The sequence below is a fragment of the Clostridium sp. 'White wine YQ' genome, from assembly GCF_028728205.1.
In the GTDB taxonomy this organism is placed as follows: Bacteria; Bacillota; Clostridia; order Clostridiales; family Clostridiaceae; genus Clostridium_T.
On sequence record NZ_JAQYUU010000001.1, the window covers coordinates 1519854 to 1539428 of the forward strand.

At 28.2% G+C, this 19575-nt stretch carries 20 protein-coding genes and 1 other RNA gene; 7 read left to right on the plus strand and 14 right to left on the minus strand.

What is annotated here, in order from left to right; genetic code table 11:
• Positions 1-10: 10 nt before the first annotated feature.
• The 4 genes from PTZ02_RS07670 to PTZ02_RS07685 all read right to left on the minus strand — a co-directional run bounded on the left by PTZ02_RS07670 (position 11) and on the right by PTZ02_RS07685 (position 3504).
• On the minus strand, positions 11-259 hold the full coding sequence (locus PTZ02_RS07670) for a hypothetical protein (RefSeq protein ID WP_274227203.1): 249 nt from the start codon (positions 257-259) through the stop codon (positions 11-13).
• Positions 260-275: 16 nt separating this feature from the next.
• Positions 276-728: a hypothetical protein gene (locus PTZ02_RS07675; RefSeq protein ID WP_274227204.1), complete on the minus strand. Its 453-nt coding sequence runs from the start codon at positions 726-728 to the stop codon at positions 276-278.
• Between the two features lie 179 nt (positions 729-907).
• The gene (locus PTZ02_RS07680; RefSeq protein ID WP_274227205.1) at positions 908-2863 is read right to left on the minus strand and encodes a DNA topoisomerase; all 1956 of its coding nucleotides are present in this window, start codon (positions 2861-2863) and stop codon (positions 908-910) included.
• A gap of 140 nt (positions 2864-3003) precedes the next feature.
• Positions 3004-3504 (minus strand): TspO/MBR family protein, encoded by a 501-nt coding sequence (locus PTZ02_RS07685; protein WP_274227206.1) that lies wholly within the window; start codon positions 3502-3504, stop codon positions 3004-3006.
• Positions 3505-3611: 107 nt separating this feature from the next.
• On the opposite strand from PTZ02_RS07685, the gene PTZ02_RS07690 reads away from it, so the two are divergent.
• From PTZ02_RS07690 to PTZ02_RS07700, 3 genes are read left to right on the plus strand one after another with little or no spacing between them, the layout of a single operon-like run.
• Complete coding sequence (locus tag PTZ02_RS07690) at positions 3612-4298, plus strand: response regulator transcription factor (RefSeq protein WP_274227207.1); 687 nt, start codon at positions 3612-3614, stop codon at positions 4296-4298.
• Between the two features lie 50 nt (positions 4299-4348).
• A complete protein-coding gene (locus tag PTZ02_RS07695; RefSeq protein WP_274227208.1) occupies positions 4349-5791 on the plus strand; it encodes a sensor histidine kinase in 1443 nt (480 codons plus the stop codon).
• 26 nt (positions 5792-5817) lie between these two features.
• Entirely contained in the window at positions 5818-6357 is a 540-nt protein-coding gene (locus PTZ02_RS07700; protein ID WP_274227209.1) for a hypothetical protein, read from the plus strand.
• Positions 6358-6389: 32 nt separating this feature from the next.
• On the opposite strand, the gene PTZ02_RS07705 is transcribed toward PTZ02_RS07700, so the two are convergent.
• Together PTZ02_RS07705 and PTZ02_RS07710 are read right to left on the minus strand one after the other, a co-directional pair.
• On the minus strand, positions 6390-8384 hold the full coding sequence (locus tag PTZ02_RS07705) for an ATP-binding protein (protein WP_274227210.1): 1995 nt from the start codon (positions 8382-8384) through the stop codon (positions 6390-6392).
• A gap of 6 nt (positions 8385-8390) precedes the next feature.
• Positions 8391-10322 carry a sensor histidine kinase gene (locus PTZ02_RS07710; protein WP_274227211.1) on the minus strand — a complete coding sequence of 644 codons (1932 nt, stop codon included), beginning with the start codon at positions 10320-10322 and terminating at the stop codon, positions 8391-8393.
• A 158-nt stretch (positions 10323-10480) separates the two neighbouring features.
• Between PTZ02_RS07710 and mscL the strand changes: the two genes are divergently transcribed.
• The gene (gene mscL / locus PTZ02_RS07715) at positions 10481-10882 is read left to right on the plus strand and encodes a large-conductance mechanosensitive channel protein MscL (protein WP_337992985.1); all 402 of its coding nucleotides are present in this window, start codon (positions 10481-10483) and stop codon (positions 10880-10882) included.
• Positions 10883-10966: 84 nt separating this feature from the next.
• Here the strand turns inward: mscL and PTZ02_RS07720 are convergent, their stop codons facing one another.
• The 7 genes from PTZ02_RS07720 to PTZ02_RS07750 all read right to left on the minus strand — a co-directional run bounded on the left by PTZ02_RS07720 (position 10967) and on the right by PTZ02_RS07750 (position 17498).
• Entirely contained in the window at positions 10967-11890 is a 924-nt protein-coding gene (locus tag PTZ02_RS07720) for a tetratricopeptide repeat protein (protein WP_274227212.1), read from the minus strand.
• A 76-nt stretch (positions 11891-11966) separates the two neighbouring features.
• Positions 11967-12148, minus strand: a non-coding RNA gene (gene ssrS, locus PTZ02_RS07725) — 6S RNA.
• Between the two features lie 113 nt (positions 12149-12261).
• Positions 12262-13089 carry an NAD(+) diphosphatase gene (gene nudC / locus PTZ02_RS07730; RefSeq protein ID WP_274227213.1) on the minus strand — a complete coding sequence of 276 codons (828 nt, stop codon included), beginning with the start codon at positions 13087-13089 and terminating at the stop codon, positions 12262-12264.
• 96 nt (positions 13090-13185) lie between these two features.
• The gene (locus PTZ02_RS07735) at positions 13186-14898 is read right to left on the minus strand and encodes a methyl-accepting chemotaxis protein (RefSeq protein ID WP_274227214.1); all 1713 of its coding nucleotides are present in this window, start codon (positions 14896-14898) and stop codon (positions 13186-13188) included.
• A gap of 110 nt (positions 14899-15008) precedes the next feature.
• Positions 15009-15347, minus strand: coding sequence for an arsenate reductase family protein (locus tag PTZ02_RS07740; RefSeq protein ID WP_274227215.1), 339 nt, complete (start codon positions 15345-15347; stop codon positions 15009-15011).
• Between the two features lie 106 nt (positions 15348-15453).
• Entirely contained in the window at positions 15454-17100 is a 1647-nt protein-coding gene (locus PTZ02_RS07745) for a M56 family metallopeptidase (RefSeq protein ID WP_274227216.1), read from the minus strand.
• A 20-nt stretch (positions 17101-17120) separates the two neighbouring features.
• Complete coding sequence (locus tag PTZ02_RS07750; protein ID WP_274227217.1) at positions 17121-17498, minus strand: BlaI/MecI/CopY family transcriptional regulator; 378 nt, start codon at positions 17496-17498, stop codon at positions 17121-17123.
• Between the two features lie 166 nt (positions 17499-17664).
• Between PTZ02_RS07750 and PTZ02_RS07755 the strand changes: the two genes are divergently transcribed.
• From PTZ02_RS07755 to PTZ02_RS07765, 3 genes are all read left to right on the plus strand, one after another.
• Positions 17665-18078: a hypothetical protein gene (locus PTZ02_RS07755; protein ID WP_274227218.1), complete on the plus strand. Its 414-nt coding sequence runs from the start codon at positions 17665-17667 to the stop codon at positions 18076-18078.
• A 172-nt stretch (positions 18079-18250) separates the two neighbouring features.
• Entirely contained in the window at positions 18251-18451 is a 201-nt protein-coding gene (locus PTZ02_RS07760) for a hypothetical protein (RefSeq protein WP_274227219.1), read from the plus strand.
• Positions 18452-18485: 34 nt separating this feature from the next.
• Complete coding sequence (locus tag PTZ02_RS07765; protein WP_274227220.1) at positions 18486-18971, plus strand: hypothetical protein; 486 nt, start codon at positions 18486-18488, stop codon at positions 18969-18971.
• Between the two features lie 56 nt (positions 18972-19027).
• Here the strand turns inward: PTZ02_RS07765 and PTZ02_RS07770 are convergent, their stop codons facing one another.
• Positions 19028-19465: an SRPBCC family protein gene (locus PTZ02_RS07770; protein ID WP_274227221.1), complete on the minus strand. Its 438-nt coding sequence runs from the start codon at positions 19463-19465 to the stop codon at positions 19028-19030.
• Positions 19466-19575 lie beyond the last annotated feature (110 nt).

Sequence of the window (19575 nt, forward strand, 5' to 3'; positions counted from 1 at the left end):
ACTTATCTTTTTATAAGTTTCTGTTTCTTTTTCTTCCAACATACATAATAAATGCCGTTAGTAACACTGCTAAAATAATAGCAGGAATAATATTTTGATCAAAGGTTCTAATATAATATTCCCTAAGCTTGTCCCAAATTGTCACCCCTTCTATCCAGTGAATTGCCGCAAAAACTGTACTTTTAACATATCCAACTATAAGATATGTAATTATTAATGAACTAATAAAAGTAATTATAACCTTCAAGCTATATTTCAAAGTTTACACCTCATTTTCAAAGTTTTATATATTCTTCATCTCTCTTTACTTTTACAAAGCTAGTTATTAAAACATATCCGAAAATAATCTGAAAAATTGCTAAAAAGTCACTTTTAATTAATAAAAGACGTAATATTGGATAGGTAAAGGTTTGCCTGAAAAACATTATTGGACTGTAAGCCAAAAACAGACCAAGAGAAAAATAAAGTGATGGCAATCCTAAAAAGATAATTTTAGGTAAATTAACTCTTATCCTTCCTTCTTTCTTTATCTCTAATAAAAACCTTTCTACTCCAAGTAGCAACCCCAATCCAATAAATAATACACTTGACCATATTAATACAGGCATTATGTTGAAGGTTGCCTTACTTTCTTTATCTAAAGATATAATCATCTTACTTGAAAATAAAATATAGCAGGCAAATATTAAAGCGTAAATAAAATACATTAACCAATTTTTATTTTTCATTTTTATTCCTACTTTCAATTTTATTATTAGCTATTTATAAATCCTATGCTACAATAACCTCATAAATACATATTACGTAGCCTACTTATATAATATTTTCTTAATTATACATAAAATAACAGCTCTTTTCAAATATTTTACATTAAATTTCTATAAAAAAAGGAGTCATTTGACTCCTGCTAATTATTTTCATAGCTCTTTTTTACTCTCAAAAGATTTGTATTTATTTTATATAAAATATTGTTTCTATATTGTATTACTTTTGAAATATTATTTTCAGTATACTTCTCAAGCTTTTCCATAAATTCATCAGCTGCTATCTCTTTTGAGTAGACCATACCTAGTCCTTTTTCCCATGAAGCTGTTAATGTTGGATTTAATAATGATGGAATAGAAGCTTTTATAACCTCATATATCATTTCTCCTTTTTTAGTTGGAGTTAGAATTTGAGTTTTATTATTAGAAGTCAAATATTCTATCCTAATTAATTTTTTAATTATCTCTGCTCTAGTTGCAGACGTTCCTATTCCACTTCCTTTTATCTGCTCTCTTAGCTCATCATCTTCTATAAGCTTTCCCGCATTCTCCATAGCTATAATAATTGAACCTGTTGTATATCTTTTAGGAGGTGTTGTTTCTCCTTCTTTTATATTTAAATCTTTAATTGGAAGCTTCCTTCCCTTTTTCAATTGAGTTATATCTAGTTCTTGCTCCTCTTGAGATTCTTTTCCTAAGATCTCCAGATATCCTTTTTCAACTAATATCTTCTTAGTAAAATTGAATCTTTCTCTGTCCACTTCAACAGTTAAATTAGTTTTATTATATTTTGCTGGCGGAAAGAAAATACTTAAAAATCTTCTTATAACTAGCTCATAAACCTCTTGTTCTAAGGAAGTTAATCCAGAAGCATTATACTCTCCAGTTGGAATAATAGCATAGTGATCTGTAATTTTTGAATCATCTACATATTTACTTTTTACTAGATTTTGTGACCATTTATTCTCTGATATTTTTTTAAGATACTCTTTACACCAAGGTTCTGGATGATTTTTATATAAAGCTGACAGGTTTTTACCTATATCCTTAGCTACAGCTTTTGATAATACTCTTGCATCTGTTCTTGGATAAGTTAGCATCTTCTTTTCATATAATTTTTGAGCGATTCCCAAAGTTTCGTCTGGGCTTATTTTAAATTTCTTTGTGCATTCATTTTGAAGTTCAGCGAGATTAAACAGTAAAGGAGGATTTTTAGTTTCCTTTGTTTTCTTAACTTCCACTATTTCTCCCTCTTCAAAAGACTTTAATCTATTAATAAGCTCTTCAGCAGTTTTTCTATCCTTGAATCCAGTTTCATTATATAGAAGTGGTGAGTTAAAATATGTAGAGCCTTCATAAACCTTCCATTCTAAATTCAACTCTGCTTCGTTTAATAGAAAATTACTATTTACTTTAAAAAACGGAGTTTTAACAAATTCTCTTATTTCTCTTTCCTTATCTACTACCATCGCAAGTACGCAAGTCATAACTCTGCCAACTGCAATTACAACCCTATCCTCTTTTAATACTGTTCCTAAGTTTCTTGCATAAATAAGTGTTAGTAATCTCGAAAAATTTATTCCAAGTAAATAATCTTCCTTTGCTCTAAGGTAAGCTGATGAACCTAATGAATCATAATATTCTAAAGGCTTAGCCTCTTTTATTCCTCTTTTTATTTCTTCTTCAGTTTGAGAATCTATCCATACTCTAAACTTTTCTTTATTAGGATTCCCTGCCATATGATCTACTAATCTATATATGTATTCTCCTTCACGTCCGGAGTCAGTACAAACGTATACTTTATCAACATCTTCTCTATTTAATAGTCCTTTAACTATTTCAAATTGCTTTGAAACTGATGGAATTACTTCGTACAAGTACTCTTTAGGTAGAAAAGGTAACTGTTCTAGGTTCCAAAACTTTAATTTATCATCATATTTTTCTGGATAACTCATGGTAACCATATGTCCTACGCACCATGTAAAAATAGCCTTTTCTCCTTCTATATAGCCATCCTGCCTTCTTCCTTCAATTTTCAAAATGTTGTAATAATCCATAGCCACAGAAGGCTTTTCCATGACAAAAAGAGCTTTTCCCATATATTTCTCCAATCCAAATTAATAAGACTCCTCTAGATAAACTTGAAGTTTGTTATCTATAAATAGGAGCCCCTAAATAAGCATTACTATTATACTATATTTTCGAATTTTTTTCAAAGGACATTAATATTTACTTGTTGCTAGGCTTCATTTAATAACCAAATATAGAAGTTTAAAACCCCTGCAAAAATCAGCCATACTAAATATGGGATTAAAAGAATTCCAGCAAGCTTATCCTTTCTAAAAAACTTAATAAATGTTATTAAAACTAAAATAAATAAAATAGCTAATTCAATAAATGCTAGTCCATATAATCTAAAACTAAAAAATATAAACACCCATAAGTAATTAAATATTAGTTGAATATAGTAAAAGAACATTGCTGATGATACATCTTCTCCACTCATGCCTAACATATAAATTCTGTAGGCTGAAACTCCCATTAATAAGTATAATATAGCCCATACTATTGGAAAAACCATTCCTGGTGGAGCAAAAAATGGTTTTGTTAATTCTATATATTGTCCCATTGTGTTTCTATTTAAGTACCCGACCAGTGCACCTCCAATTAGGGGCATAAAAACTTGAATTAAAAATGTACTTATCTTAAAATTCCCCTTAACCTTAAAAGGATTTTTCATATTATCACCTCTCTTCATAAAATAATATATGTTCCCAGTTATGTTACTATTCTTCATTTATGTGTTATAATTTCTTAAGAACTATAGATTTTAAAGGTGGTTTTATTATGAATATATTATTAGCTGAAGATGATAAAGACATTAGAGATTTGATAAGTTTACATCTCTCAACAGAAGATTTTGAAGTTTTCTTTGCTGAGGATGGCAAAAAAGCCATTGAAGTTTTTGAAAATAATTCTATAGATTTAGCTATTCTGGACGTTATGATGCCCTACTTTGATGGCTTCGAGGTTCTTAAATACATAAGACAAGATAGTGAAATTCCAGTAATTTTCTTAACTGCTCGAGGTGATGATACTGATAAAATACTAGGACTTGGACTCGGTGCAGATGACTATATGGTCAAGCCGTTTAGTCCTGTTGAACTTAAAGCAAGAATACATGCTCAATTAAGAAGATATTATAAATATTCTCCAGGTAAAAAACAAAATATTATAAAACTTGGATACTTAACACTTGATAAAGAAAGCTGTCAGATATTTAAGCATGACACCCTTTTAGAGTTAAATGCTAAAGAATTTAAAATTCTTGAGCTTCTTATCGAGAATCCTGGGAAAGTATATACTAAAAAGAAAATATATGAACTAGTTTGGGACGACACCTATTATGGCGATGATAATACAATAATGGTTCATATGAGCCATATTCGTGAAAAGATTGAAGAAGATTCAAAAAAACCAACTTATCTTAAAACTATTAGAGGAATAGGATATAAAATGGAAAGGGTTGAGTAATCTTGAAGTTTCTTAAGTTAAGGAGAAAGAAAACCCTAGCAAATCTCCTTATGAAAAATTATGTTATATCATTTTTTCTTATGTTCTTTGTACTTATTTTATCATTATTTATAAGTGCAATCATTGGAATGGTTTATTTTAAGGTAGATTTATCTGATCCTACCTCTCCTAAAAATTTTATGCAAGATGATTACACTAAAATTGATTCTAGTCCAATTTTAGAAATGGATGGATATATGGTTATCATTGATAAGAATGGTAAGATAGTAAATAGACATGGGCAAGTAGCTGCTCCATTTGACAAAGACAAAATCTCTATAGCAGATATAAGCACGTTAATAAATTATAGTGAAAAAGAGTCAAACTTTGTTTTGGATGTTAGAAAGAAAAACTTTCCATATGTATATAGAACAGCTTATAATCAAAAAAATGACTTTTTGATGGTAATTGGTATACCCTCAAAAAAATATACCGAGTTAGAGATAGCACCAAAAAGACTTACTGTTAAGCAATTTATTCTTATTTCCTTTGGTATTTTTATGTTGTTTTTCTTACTAGTTTTTTATCTTTATTCAAGGATAACTTCATCCTACTTTTTGACACCACTAAAGATACTAACCCATGGAGCTAAAAAACTAGCTACCGGGAATTATAGCACTAGAATTAACTTAACTAGTAAAAATGAATTTAAAAACTTAGGTGATGCTTTTAACATTATGGCCTCTAAAATTGAAGAAGAAACAAACTTAAGAGAAAAATCTGAAGAGTCAAGAAAAAGATTAATCTTAGACATATCTCATGACTTAAAAACTCCCCTTGCATCAGTGCTTGGCTACTCTGATTATTTAATACAAAATCCTGATTTGCCAAAAGAAGATGTTATAAAATATCTGTCTGTTATTAAGAGAAACTCTGAGAGGTCAAATAATTTAATTCTTGATTTATTTGATTATTCTAAGTTAGACTCTTGGAACTTTACACTTTCAAAAGAGAAAGAAGATATTTGCGAATTTTTAAGAGAATTCATAGCTTCATATATACCAAGACTTGAGGAAAGCGGATTTGAATATGATTTTGATATTCCTGAAAAAGAAATACCATTACTTTTTGACAGAAAAAATCTAGATAGAGCATTAGGAAACATAGTAATAAATAGCACTAAATACAATCCTAATGGGACTTTATTAAAAATATCCTGCTTTGAAAAAGATAATTATTTAAATATAATTATTGAAGATAATGGCGTTGGAATACCTAAGAATGAAGCTCAAAGCATGTTTGATCCTTTTACTCGTGGAGATAAATCTAGAACCTCAGAAAATACTGGCACAGGCTTAGGACTAGCAATTACCAAAACTATTATCACTAAACATAAAGGCACTATAACTCTTGAAAGTGAACTTAATAAAGGTTGTAAATTTATTATTAAGTTGCCCTTAAATAACTTAAAGAAAAAGTATAATTTAAAGCCTTTTAATATGACTATTATCTAAACTAAACAATATGGAGTGAGTGTAGTATGAAATTAAAAATTACTTCCCTGCTTATAGTTTTTGTTTTTTGTATATCTTTTATTGGGTGTACAAAATCACAATCAGATAAAATCAATGGAAAACAAATAGGCAAACCCCTAGAAAATGCTTTATCTACGCCAGATAAAATCATTATTTACAATAATAACACTTCAAAAGTATTAGATAAAACCAATTCAGATTTCAAGAAAATAGTTGATTTAACAAATAGCAGATTTCATAACAAATTATCTACAGCAAAGGATATTATAGATGATACAACTATGGAAAGTATAAAAAAAGATGGATTAGGGATGGAATTTATTTATTATAATGAGCAAGACTTATCAATAAAGGGAGATGGATTTCAGCCTTTTAACTACCATAAATTATATTTTCAATTGACAAGTGAAAAGTATGGTAACGAGCAAGGTTCTTCTGTTCATACATTGCAATATGGAGATAAGGATCATTACAAAGATTGTTCAAGAGGGCCACTTAAATATTCTGAGGAATTAGTTACAACAGTAGAAAATTTAAAATACTAATTAAGGGAAGTCAAAATGACTTCCCTTAAACTTTAAATATAAATATCCGAGAACTCTATATCTATTTTTTCATCTACATTACCTATTATAAAGGAATTATTTTCACCCTCTGATATAGTTTCGTCATAGGGCAAAGTGATTAAAAATTCATTTCCAAAATCCTTTTCAGTTTTTAAGATAAGCTCGCCACCTTGCAGCTCTATTAAACTTTTACATAAATATAAACCTAGCCCACTCCCCTCTTTATCTCTATTAAGTGATTTATTTATTCTTGTAACCTTATCGAAGAGATAAGGTTTTATGTCCTGAGATATAGCTGGTCCATCATTTTTAACACTAATATATAATTTATCTTTTTTATTACTAATATTTATATAAATATATCCATTTTCCTTTCCATACTTAATGGAATTTGAAAGCAAATTCAGAACTGCCCTTTCAATAAATTCACCGTCACAGAATGCAAAAATCTCTTCCTCTTCTGCATCAAAAACTAAAGTCATTTTTACTTTTCTTAAATACCTAACAGAAGCTTGGGCTACATTTTCCACTAGCTCCACTATATTATAAACTCCATAGGTTGGAACTAAATATTCCTCAGATATTCTATTAGTATCTATAAAGTTATTAATTGTTCTTATTAATCTTAAACAATTTTGTTTAATTACTCCACTATTTCTTTCAAGTGCTTCATAATTGTTATCAACTATATATAACCCTTTAACCTGTAAAGAAGAGTATATTAAATTAATAGGAGTTCTCAATTCATGTGATATATTTGAATAAAACTGATTTTTTAATTTTTCCTCAACTAAATTTTTTTCTAACTCTTCTTTTAACTCAAAGTTTTTATTATTTTCAGTCATATCCTTAATAAACAATATTTTAGCTTCAGCTTCTGATTTGAAAACATAAACCTCCAAATCTCTTACTTTGCCTAATATTTCTTTCTTGATAGAATTTTGAATATACCCACTTATAGAAAAATCAGTTAATTCTATTTCTAACAGGTCTAAAATATCTTTTAAATGCTTCCCTTCAATGTTGCTATTGTATCCATTAATGTAATATCCAATAGATTCATTAGCATAGGAAACTCTATCCTCGTTGAATATTATTATACCATCCGAGATTGATTCAATTAAGGATACATATTTATTTTCACTTCTAACCAAAATACTCTTAACTTCACTCAATATTTTCATTCGTTCTTGCAAGGTTCTATTCAAAACTACCTGTATCTTTTCAACTTCTCTTAGTTCTTTATATATTCCATTATAAGTTTTATAAAATACAAATCTACCTATCGCATCATATAAAGTATAATAGAAAATATACTTTAGTATATGTGCCCAAACTAGTGTATCTAAATTAAATTTAAAGTGTAACATTGCCACGAATTCATATGAAATTTCGAAGAACAAAATTAAATATAGGTATATCTGTTCTTTTCTACCTATAAATTCACGATTCTTAGCTATTAAAATTATTGTAATCAAAAGTAACCCATATAGTAACAACCAGCAGTTAATAATATATTGAGTTACATCTTTATTCGTTATTACACCTAGTTCAACTACTATTCCCGAAAGTGTAATAATAATAAGAAGAATTCCATATGATGCAAAAATGTTTTTATTATTCACCTTATATTTTATAAACAATATAGATAAAATAATAAGACTGTAATCTAAAAAGTTATTACTTACCCAAATGAATATAGTACTGATGAATGCGTTTTCTTCTGTAATTGCTGAATTAACAAACATAATATGCAGAAAGTCTAAGGAACACATAATAGGAAACCCATATCCTATATATTTAAATACAGACTTTTCCTTACTACTTCTGGCAAATGAAATTAATGCCATGGATAAACCAAGTGCTGTACATATAAATTCTATTAATATATGAAATAAGTTATAATTATTGGTGAATTTATATAAAACAAGCAGAACCATCAACAATGGAATAAAAATTCTTATCCCTATATTTTTCTTAATTTTAGATACTTCTAAGTCAATCATTGTTATTTACTTCCCCTTTTTAAAAGTCAAAGTTACTGTTGTTCCAACATTCAACTTAGAATCTATTGTTATTTTTCCACCCTGAAGTTCTGTCAGATTTTTAACTACATACAAACCTATTCCATTTCCTACATTGCTATTTTCATTGCTATTTTTACCTCTTTCATATCTATCGCACGCTTTATTCATAAATTCTTCTTCCATTCCTATACCATTATCCACCACTCTTATTTTCACCTCTTCATCAATTAGAGAAATGCTTACTAAAATGGCACCTTCTCTATTTGAGAACTTCAATGCATTAGAAATTAGATTTAGTATAATTCTTTCCACAAACTCCCTATCCATAAAAACATATATTTCTTCTTCAAAGGTATCAAAAATTAAATGTACATCCTTTGCTCTAGCATACTCTACTAAATTCATAGTTTGATCTTCAATAACCTCAACAATATTACATAACTCCATATTGGGTTTCAAATAATGAGACGTTAATTTTGAACTATCAATTAGGTTATTTGTAAGCCTAATAAGGGATAAACAATTATCTTTAGATAGTTGATTATACTTTTTCACTTCATCAGTATTATTTTTTTCAATTAATAGCTTCTCTAACTGAGTTGCTGAATATATTACATTTATTGGAGTTTTAATATCATGACTAATATTTGAAAGAAAATCTCCTCTTATTTTATCCTCTATTTTCTTTTGTTCTAGATTTCTTTTTATCTCTTCTATTTTTACCACTTCTGTTCTATCCTTAATTTGTACTAAACACTGGCTATCATCCGCTGATAGCTGTATAAATTGAAATACTAAATAATATTTTAAGTCACCTTTTCCTAGTGTTGCTTCATATATACTTGAAAAATCTATACTTGTCCCATTTTTACTAAATACCTCTTCGTTAAAACTTACTAGGTCCGTAAGCTTCTTATTTATTACCTTTTTTAAATTTTTATCCTTAAAAAAATTTAGAAAGGCAGAATTGGCGTATATTATTCTACCGTTTGATAAGTTTATCATTAACATCGGTATAGGTAAATTTTTAAATAAATTTTTAAACATGTCCTCACGCTTAAATACTCTATTTTTTGAAGTCTCTAGTTCAAGATTTTTAGATAGTATAACCTTATTTAATAAGTTTAACTCATTATTCCTCTCAAACAGATCATTAAAAAGAATATCATAAGAGTTATTTAAGAGTTTTTGAAGTATGCACCCATAAAATATTATTTGAGATGCTAATTTTATTAATTCATATGCAGGATTTAATACCATTCCCTTAAATAATATCATTTGTATTGTATTAAAAATAAATGCAACCAAGATTATATATGAATATATCTTAAAATAGTTTATATTTGCTCCCTTCTTTATGTTAAAATCGTTAAAAGATATGACTGCATATATAAATACTATTATTGCTATACAATTCCCGATAATATTAAATAGGTGTCTATTTGATATTGTAATTGACAACGTAAAGCAAGCTATTAATGTTATTACAATTAATGAAATATATTTAATCTTAATACCTTTCATATGACTATTTCTAACAAAGTATGGTGTATAGGTTAACAATAAAGCAATTAAAATATCTGAAAAGAAATATATAAACTGCATATTCCCTTCAAAACTATTTTGAATAATATCTGTTGGAACTAATTTAATAATATTAGCTATTGCAGATATAAAAAATGTTATAGAAAAAAACTTAAAATACTGGCTCTTGATAATATTTGAAGTTGAATAAGTTAACATCATTATTGAAAAACTAACTACTATATATATTAATCCAATTATATTTCTCGTTAAATTCGGAATAATTATATTCAAAATCGCAATAATAAAAGTTGCATATATACATATAAGTGATATTTTTTCTAATATCACTCTATCAATATAGACAATTTTCTCTATTTCCTTGTTATACATATTTAATCCTCCTACATCTAAATTTTACCTAATCTGATGTAAAATGTGAATAAAAAAGTTATAAATTGTAATTTTTTTATTAGATAATTAAAATTTACTTAATATATTATACAAATCCTCTGTTTTTACATGCTTTTCTGCTAATTATTTCAAAGGAGGTGATTACTATATTAAAAGAATTCAAAGAATTTGCTGTAAAAGGTAAGGTTTTAGAGCTAGCTATTGGAGTTGTAGTTGGTGGTGCATTCGGTAAAATTGTAACTTCACTAGTAAATGATATTATTATGCCAATAGTAGGTGGCCTAACTGGAGGTGTTAATTTTACATATTTAAAATTCGTAATTAAAAAAGCCAGTGGAGATTTTCCTGGTGTTACAATTAACTATGGTAACTTCATACAAAATGTAATTGATTTTCTTATAATCTCTTTTTCAATATTTTTATTTGTAAAATCTATAAAAAAACTTAAACAACAGGACGCGGAATCAAAGTCTGAAAAACCATCTGATGAAGTTTTGCTACTTCAAGAAATTAGAGATCTTTTAAAAAATCAACAATAAAAATGACTATCTAAAATTAAAAATTTAAATTAAATAAGCAGAAGCTTTCCTAACACAGCTTCTGCTTACTTATATATTGGGCTATTACTTATTTATTTCATTTTCTACAAATTCTTTAAAGCATGTCATATTAGTTATCTCTTCTAGTTCCTCATCTTCTAATATATATTTTAAGAAATCTGGATATATCTTAAGTGCCTCTATTAGATCATTGCAAGCTTTGTGATTTTCGCTAATTAAAGTATAGAAACAACTTCTATTATAATATAAGAAATGAACTTCATCACAATTTTCTATTCCTTTGGTTAGAACTTCTATTCCTTTTTCTGTATCTATATATTTATAAATTACTGCTAGATTTAAATAACTATAAGCATAAATAGGATTCATTTTAATTGATCTATTATAAAAGCTTATGGCTTTATTTAGCATATTAAATTTAAAGGCAATCACACCCATATTAAATAATGCTAAATAATTATTCGGCTTTATTTCAAGCGCTTTTGAAAACCTCTTATATGCTAAATCATTTTTCCCAAGTGCTTCATATATTGATCCTACATTAGTATTTGCCCAAAAATCCATCGGATTTAATGAAAGCAGCTTTTCATAGGTTATAATTGCTAACTCCTCTTCCCCACATATGTCATAAACATTGGCAAGAAAAAAATATGCTTTATGATAATTAGGATTAATATATATTGCTTTCTTATATAATCTAATTGCCTCATCATAATGTTCATCTTCATCATATATAACTGCTAACCCATAATAAGCTCTTTCCTCGTTTTCATCTATCCTTAAGGCCTTATTATAATATTCCTTAGCTGTCTCTGGTTTTCCTAATGAATCATAAATTAAAGCTATTTCAATAATTATATCTACATCATCCTCTTTAGATAATTCGTTAGCAACACTAAAAAGATCTAATGCTTTTACTAATTTATCATCTTCTAATGCTTTATAAGCTCTTTCTATATATTTCTGTATTAAAACATCTTCATTCATTTTATCACCTGCTATATGAATTATACACTTTCATGCAAAATAAAAAAAGAGGGTATTACCCTCTTAAAAACTATATCGAACTTCCAAAATACCGTTGCCCTTCTTTTGACACCTATCTCTCGATAGGTGGGTGTCCTCACTGATGCATATGTGTCCTGGCCTCTCGGACTTATAGGACAATCTTGCATCTAGGTACTTGAACTCCCGTAAATTAGCTGTAGGTTCAAAATAAGAGCCTGACAAATACCTCAGAAGTAATTCTTTGTTTTTCTGATATGATTATAAAACATAATAAATACAAAATCAAATCTAAATAATTGAAATTACTTAAGAAAACAAGAGTTTAACTAGGCTTAATCATACTAATATAGCTATGAACGCAAAAATTCATCAATTAGCTTCCTTGCAATTGATAGATTATTTGGTATATCAGGCAGCTTATCTTTTTTAAACCATTTAGCTTCTCCGATTTCAGTGCCATCAACCTTTATTTCACCGCTTTCATATTCAGCTGTAAATCCTATCATTACAGAATTGGGAAATGGCCAAGGTTGGTTTCCAAAGTATTTAATATTCTTAACCTTAATTCCCACTTCCTCCATAACTTCTCTTTTTACACTTTCTTCAAAGGTTTCTCCTGCCTCAACAAATCCAGCAATTACACTAAACAAACCTTCCTTAAAATTCAGGTTATGAGCAAGTAAAATCTCCTCTCCTTTTATGACTGATACAATTATAGCAGGAGATAATTGAGGATAATATGTTGTTCCACAAGTATCACACTTTTTAGCTCTTTCTTTTACTAATCTATAAATCTTATTTCCGCATTTTCCGCAAAATCTATTGTTTTTATCCCAATTTATTATTTGTTTTCCTCTTCCTAGTAGTAGAAAGAATCTCTCGCCTAAAATTATTCCTAGTGATCTTATATCAATAAACTCAAAAAACTGGGTATTATCTAACTTATCTTCTGAAATTTCACATGCATAACATTCAGTCCCCTTTAAACTTCCTATGTAGTATTCTTCTTCTATTTCCAAGAAACTAATTTTATCATAGGTTGGTATCTCAACTTTATCATTTTCTTTATTGACTAAAACCCTATCATTATTAAAAATAAACCATAAATCTCCACCTGTCTTTTCTTTTTCAGAAACTACTCCTGGAACAAAATCTAAGTATTCTTCTACATTATTCATTATAAGGCCTACTTTCTTATTAGAATTTCATTAATTATCATTATACATCTTTTCATGTAAAAAAAGGAGCGTATTAGCTCCTTTAATTATGTATTATTATATTTTAAATTTTTTAACCATTTCATTAAGATTCATAGCAAGCTCAGCTTGACTTTGTGACGCTTTAGAAACATCATTTATTGAGGCTGTAATCTCATTAATACTTCTTAAAATCTCATCTGAACCAGCCGCTGATTCTTCAGCAGTTGCAGTAACATTTTCAATGGCATCCGCAACTTGTCCAACTACTTCATTTATTTGTTTTGAAGATTTTGCAATATCCTCAATTATTCCATTTACAAATTCAGCATCCTTTTCATATTGGATTCCAGTATTTAATAATAATTCAAAGCTTGGACTAACATCATTAGCTAAATACTCTAAAATATCCTGACCACCTGCAGAAAGATTAGCAAAGGCATTTCTAACTTGTACCACCATGTTTTGAATTTGTGCTACAGCTTCAGCTGATTGCTCAGCTAGTTTTCTTATTTCATCAGCAACAACTGCAAAACCTTTTCCCTGCTCTCCAGCTCTTGCTGCCTCAATAGCTGCATTTAAAGCTAATAAATTAGTTTGCGATGCTATTTCACCAATAGAATCTGCCATAATTCTAACTTCATCTACAACCTTACCTTCTTTAATAGCATTTATAATATGCTGACTCTTTTCTCTGTATATTATCTCATTTGCTTCAATATTCTTTGTAGCCTTAGTTTTTAAATCTACTGCCCTATTTTTGATTTCAATAACAGACTTATAAGAATCATTTGCTTTATGTTCAAGTTCATTTGTTGTTGAACCTATCTCTTGCGTAGATGCACTAACCTCTTCTGTTGTTGCACTTAAGTCTTGAGATCCCTTAGCTATCTGTTCAGTAGATTCATTTACTATTTCCATCCTTGAAGAAACCTCTTCCGAAGTTGCAGATAATTCTTCACTACTAGAACTTATGCTATAGGCACTATCTGAAATTTGAGATACCAGCATTCTTACATTCTCTGTTGCATTATTTAAAGCCTCTGATAAGATTCCTAATTCATCTTTAGAATCCACCTCTATTTTATGTGACAAATCTCCTGTTTCAAGAGACTTAGCAAGACTTAACACCTTTTTTATACTTTTAGCAATAGATTGAGATATGATTATAGCCATAACTATTCCCACTAAAGTTGCTACTATAGATAATGCTATCATTAAATATAGTGTTGATTTAGAAATTGAATTACTCGATTCCTTTTCTGCAAAAGCTTGACTATTTATTTCTGTTATTAATTTATCTACAGATGAAGTTATATCCGCTCTAATGGATGCAGTATTCTTGCTTAATTCCATTGCTTCATCATATTTCTTATCTTTCATTAGATTAATTGTATCATCAACAGCTACCCTGTATTTCTTCAAACTATCTTTAAGGTTAGATAGCAGCACCTTTTCATTTTCTGAAAGATTTGTTTTTTCATAGTCCGCTAAAATATTATTATCTTCAGTTCTAATTTGATTAATACTATTTAGTGTTTTATCAACATTATTTGAATCTCTGCTTTCTACTAAATTAATTATATCCAATCTTGAAACTAGAATATTAGAATTAATTTTTTCAACATTTTTTAGTGTTGTAAAATTATCATTATAAAGAGTGTCTACATTTGAGTTGATACTTTTTATTCCATAAGCACCAAAACCACCAACTACAACAATAAAGAATGTTAATACCAAAAAGGAAATAACTAATTTTTGTTTAATTCTCATGTTCTTATACCATTTCATAAATTTATCCTCCATTTATCAATCGATAATCATTATTTATTAATATTATATATCAAACTGTTAATGTTATCAATTTATTTCTGGGGATTATATATTTCCTATTACTTTAACTACTCCCACTCTTTCCATATGCTAGGTTCAAATCCTACTGTTGCATTTTTACCATTTCTAACTATAGGCGTTTTATATAATTTAGGGTTATTTAGTAGTAACTCTTCTCTTACTCCTTCACCCCTAATCTTATCTAAATTTAAAGTTTTATATTCCTTTGCTTTTTCATTTATAAGCTTATCAAGACCTACCGCTGCCTTTATGCTTTCCAATTCTCTTTTACTTATAGCTTTTTGATTTAAATCTATAAATTGATATTTTACTTTTCTTTCTTTAAAATATCTTTCTGCCTTTTGTGTATCAAAACATTTCTTTGTTCCAAATATCTGTATATTCATTTATTACCTCCACATTATCTGTTCTAATATCAAATATAATATCACAAAAGCCTCAAAATCAAAAATGAGGGAAGCCTTATCAATAAGCTTCCCTCATAATCATATCTTACCACTCTCTACCTGGGTCATCTGCCATATTGTTAACTGTGCCCTTAGGATATAAGACTGAATAATGATCTAATTTAGTATCATTGCTACCTGATGTACCTGAAAAAACAAATAATATTTTAAAATCTTTACTTGCTACATAGCCCAAAATTTCTTCACCATTTGACTTTACATCATATGCAGGCTTTCCAAAATAGTTTTTTACCATTTCAAGTGTAAGATCATTTAACTTTTTATCATATGATCTAACTTCAAATACCTGATCACCTTTATTTGTTCCAAAGACTACATTACGCTTTGAATAAGTGGTATACATACCTTTAGCTGCTCCAACCCATTCTGATTTATCTGCTTTTCCCCAAGCTTTTTCTATATCCTGAAGATTTGTTGTCTTAGCTGGAAAGTCACAATTTATAATTTTACCTTGCTTAGCCAAATCTTTTATAAGTTCTTGTTCTGAGATTAGAATAGGACTATGTCTAGGCGGAGTACTTGAATTATTTCCTGAGTTATTAACCTCATTACTATTTGATGATGAATTATCATTATTAACTTCATTTTGATTATTATCACTTTGAGCTACATTACTATTTTGCGAATCATTATTTGAAGATTTATTTATGCTTGAACATCCTACCATAAAGATTACTGTAAATGCTGTAATAATCCCTATAGCTGTGCGTAAAGCTGATCTTTTGTTAAACAATGTGATCATAACTATTCTCCTTTTGCTATATTTATTTGCAAATCCTAATGTGCCTAATAACCTTTTTGACTTTGTATTTATTTTAAGCATATTAATTATAGTTTGCCCATATTCTCGAGCTTCATAAACATTTAATGTTTTAAGAGCTGTTGCATCACAAGCAACTTCGCAATCTTGTTTAAATCTGTATAACGAATACCATATTAATGGATTAAACCAATATATAGCTTGTAGCAATAAAATAAATACATTTACTATTAAATCTTTCCTTTTTATATGAGTAACTTCATGTAAGAAAACATATTTTAGCTCTTCTTTCTCTAGCTTGCTTAAAATTTGTTGTGATATTACTATCTTTGGTTTTATGATTCCATAAACGTAAGGTGATTTTAAATGTTCATCATAAATAATTGATATATTTGAACTTACATTTAGTTTTTCTTTAGATTCTTTTAGTATTTCTTTTATATCCTCTCTTTTACAACGATTACTTCTCTTTATATTATTTAATATAATTAAATTCACAATTACTATATAAAGTAGAATTACTACCATTCCTATTATCCAAATCAAAGATGCTGTTTTCATATTAAATCCTAAAGAATTACCTGAAACAGCTACATCATTAGTACTTATTTCCCTACTACTTTGATTTACTATATTGGGATCTAAATTAAAGCTTTTTGTGATTGTATCATTCGTAATTGAAGATATATTATATTTTTCAGATTGAATATTAAAATAATTAATTGGATTTAATTGGCTTTGATAATTCATAGGTACTAAAAGTTTGAATAAAAGCAAAATCCAAATATAATAATGAAATTTTGCACTAAGCTTATCTTTAAAAATTCCTTTAAAAATCAATATAGCAACTGCTATAATACTTCCCATAATTGAAAGAAGAAGGATTTGTTCAAATAACTTCTCTAAATTCACAATCTTTCAACTGCCTTTCATTACTTTCTATTTTGATCAAGTAACTTTTGAAGTTCTTCTATCTCATTTTGAGATAATTTTTCATTTTTGATAAAATTTGATACCATTAAATGCACTGAACCATCATAAACCTTTTTTATAAAAGATCTAGTCTCCTCCATTACGCAATCTCTCTTTTCTACTAAAGGATAAAATTCAAATTGAGAACACTCCTTATCTACACCAACTACCCCTTTTTTTACCAATCTATCAATTAATGAATGAATAGTTTTAGGTTTCCAGTCAGTTTTAGGCTTAAGAGCCTCAATAATCTTTGTTGATGTAAGCGGTGATTCTTCCCATAATACGTTTATAACTACCCATTCTGCATCTGATATCTTATAATTCACTTCGTTCAATATAATATCTCCTTCCTACAATTGTAGTCCTTATCTACAGACTACATCTGTAGGAAGGGTTTGTCAAGTACGCTAAAATATAAATTATGAATTTTATTAATATAATGATATAATTATTTATTGTCATAAAGTAATGACAAATAAAAAAGTAAAGTGAGATTATATAATGAGAAATGAAAAGTTAGAAAGAGCAATAAATAGAATTGATAATGAGATTGCTGCCATGAATACTGCTAAGAAGTATTTATCAAATACAGAAGAAATACATCAGGTAGTTGAAACCTTAAACAATAAGAGACAATTATTGGCTAATGAAATATATGCTGAGGATCATAAGTGCTATCTAGAATGTCGCGAAGTTATAGAATCAATGCTAGATAAAGAACTAGGAAAAGAAGATCAAGCTCAATTGTTAGATATTATAAAAGAAAAGTTTGGAAGACAATCACCAAATGTAAGTAAGAAAAGTAGTGGTCTTAACGCTTGGCTTAAAGAACTTAGTATAGAATATACATGGATCAATGATGAAGGAACTGATTGGGATAAATTAATTATAACTGGATTCGGATTATATAAATAAATTTAAAATAAAATTTATTGAAGACCTTCTTATTCTTAAATAAGAAGGTTTTTTTACTCTTTAGAAATCAATCGCCTTGACGATTTTTATTATAAGAAAACCTTACCAGATTTATTTTTTTAAATTATGACATACTAATAAAGTAATAATTTTTATTAAGGAGGCTATTTCAATGGTACAAAATAGCACAGAAAATTTACTTAAAAATGAGCTTAATTCTAGTACCAAGGTTATCAAAGAATTAATTGATATGACTACTATTAATTCTGTTGAATCAAATGATTTACTTAATCATACTCATCTCAATGATAAAAATTATAGTAAAGAAATCAAAAATATTACTCAATCTAGAGAAATAAAAACTTATATATAATAATTTTTAAAAATAATTGACTGGAGGTAGAAAAATGAGTGCACAAAGTACTATTTCTCGTGAAAAAACTAATGTTGGTCATAATACTACTTCAAACTATTGTACAATTACTAATTCAACATCTGAACAAATTTTAGTATATGGACCGCCTAAGGCAACTGATGGTGGAAAATATGATACTTCCTGGTATGTACTTCATACAGGTAAAACTACTCCTCAGGGATGGGAATGCTTCGGTTTCTTCGTTCCAAAAGATAGAAGCTTTAGTAATGAATCTGATTCAACTATAGAGGGACCTGTGGCAATAAAATATAGTGGTGGAAAATCGATAACACTTACAAGCAGCCAAAATAAATACATAGCTAAAGGTGCTAATTATGATGGTGTTTTCCATCAATCAGAAATTAATTGGTCTATTCCTGATTTTAGCTGTGAAGACTGTCAAGCAATGAATAAACTTCGCTATGAAATTGATTCTGATCTTAATGTAATGAAACAAAATAAAGATTATGAAAAATAAATTAAAGGAAAGCTCCCTTTGTTATTTGCTACAATCAGAGCTTTCCTTTATGGTTTTTACTGAGTGTTATTTTTTCCCTCTACATACTTTTTAAAGTTATCTAAGATTGACTGCCATCCTCTTTGTTGGAGTTCAATTGAATTAGTGTCTTCTGCTTCAAAAGTTTCGATAACTATGGTCTTATTTGATTTATTAGCAAATGATATCCTTACTTTTCTACCATCTCCCATTGTATATGATATTAATTCATTTAATTTTACTTCATCATATACTCCACCAAAATCAAATCCAAAGCTTCCATCTTTTGCTTCCATCCTAGAAAGGAATTTACCTCCCGCTCTTAAATCATTCTCAGCAAAAGGAGTATGCCAATCCTCTGAAGCACTATTCCATTTTTTTATATGTTCCGGTTCTGTCCAATACTTCCATACTTTTTCTACTTGTTCATTAATTGTGGTTTCAACAGTTATTGTAGTTTTTTTATCTGTCTCCAAACTATTCCTCTCCTTTCTAAATATATTTTTTCTTATTATACTTCAAAAATAGACCTAATAAAATTCTTTTTTCTAAAATATAACACAACTTTGCATATTTTACATATCAT

What these genes read in the sequence shown, in the direction of transcription:
- PTZ02_RS07675 (WP_274227204.1), bottom strand. Translation starts at nt 728, where the DNA reads ATGAAAAATAAAAATTGGTTAATGTATTTTATTTACGCTTTAATATTT.
- PTZ02_RS07680 (WP_274227205.1), bottom strand. Translation starts at nt 2,863, where the DNA reads ATGGGAAAAGCTCTTTTTGTCATGGAAAAGCCTTCTGTGGCTATGGAT.
- PTZ02_RS07685 (WP_274227206.1), bottom strand. Translation starts at nt 3,504, where the DNA reads ATGAAAAATCCTTTTAAGGTTAAGGGGAATTTTAAGATAAGTACATTT.
- PTZ02_RS07690 (WP_274227207.1), top strand. Translation starts at nt 3,612, where the DNA reads ATGAATATATTATTAGCTGAAGATGATAAAGACATTAGAGATTTGATA.
- PTZ02_RS07695 (WP_274227208.1), top strand. Translation starts at nt 4,349, where the DNA reads ATGAAAAATTATGTTATATCATTTTTTCTTATGTTCTTTGTACTTATT.
- PTZ02_RS07700 (WP_274227209.1), top strand. Translation starts at nt 5,818, where the DNA reads ATGAAATTAAAAATTACTTCCCTGCTTATAGTTTTTGTTTTTTGTATA.
- PTZ02_RS07705 (WP_274227210.1), bottom strand. Translation starts at nt 8,384, where the DNA reads ATGATTGACTTAGAAGTATCTAAAATTAAGAAAAATATAGGGATAAGA.
- PTZ02_RS07710 (WP_274227211.1), bottom strand. Translation starts at nt 10,322, where the DNA reads ATGTATAACAAGGAAATAGAGAAAATTGTCTATATTGATAGAGTGATA.
- PTZ02_RS07720 (WP_274227212.1), bottom strand. Translation starts at nt 11,890, where the DNA reads ATGAATGAAGATGTTTTAATACAGAAATATATAGAAAGAGCTTATAAA.
- nudC (WP_274227213.1), bottom strand. Translation starts at nt 13,089, where the DNA reads ATGAATAATGTAGAAGAATACTTAGATTTTGTTCCAGGAGTAGTTTCT.
- PTZ02_RS07735 (WP_274227214.1), bottom strand. Translation starts at nt 14,898, where the DNA reads ATGAAATGGTATAAGAACATGAGAATTAAACAAAAATTAGTTATTTCC.
- PTZ02_RS07740 (WP_274227215.1), bottom strand. Translation starts at nt 15,347, where the DNA reads ATGAATATACAGATATTTGGAACAAAGAAATGTTTTGATACACAAAAG.
- PTZ02_RS07755 (WP_274227218.1), top strand. Translation starts at nt 17,665, where the DNA reads ATGAGAAATGAAAAGTTAGAAAGAGCAATAAATAGAATTGATAATGAG.
- PTZ02_RS07760 (WP_274227219.1), top strand. Translation starts at nt 18,251, where the DNA reads ATGGTACAAAATAGCACAGAAAATTTACTTAAAAATGAGCTTAATTCT.
- PTZ02_RS07765 (WP_274227220.1), top strand. Translation starts at nt 18,486, where the DNA reads ATGAGTGCACAAAGTACTATTTCTCGTGAAAAAACTAATGTTGGTCAT.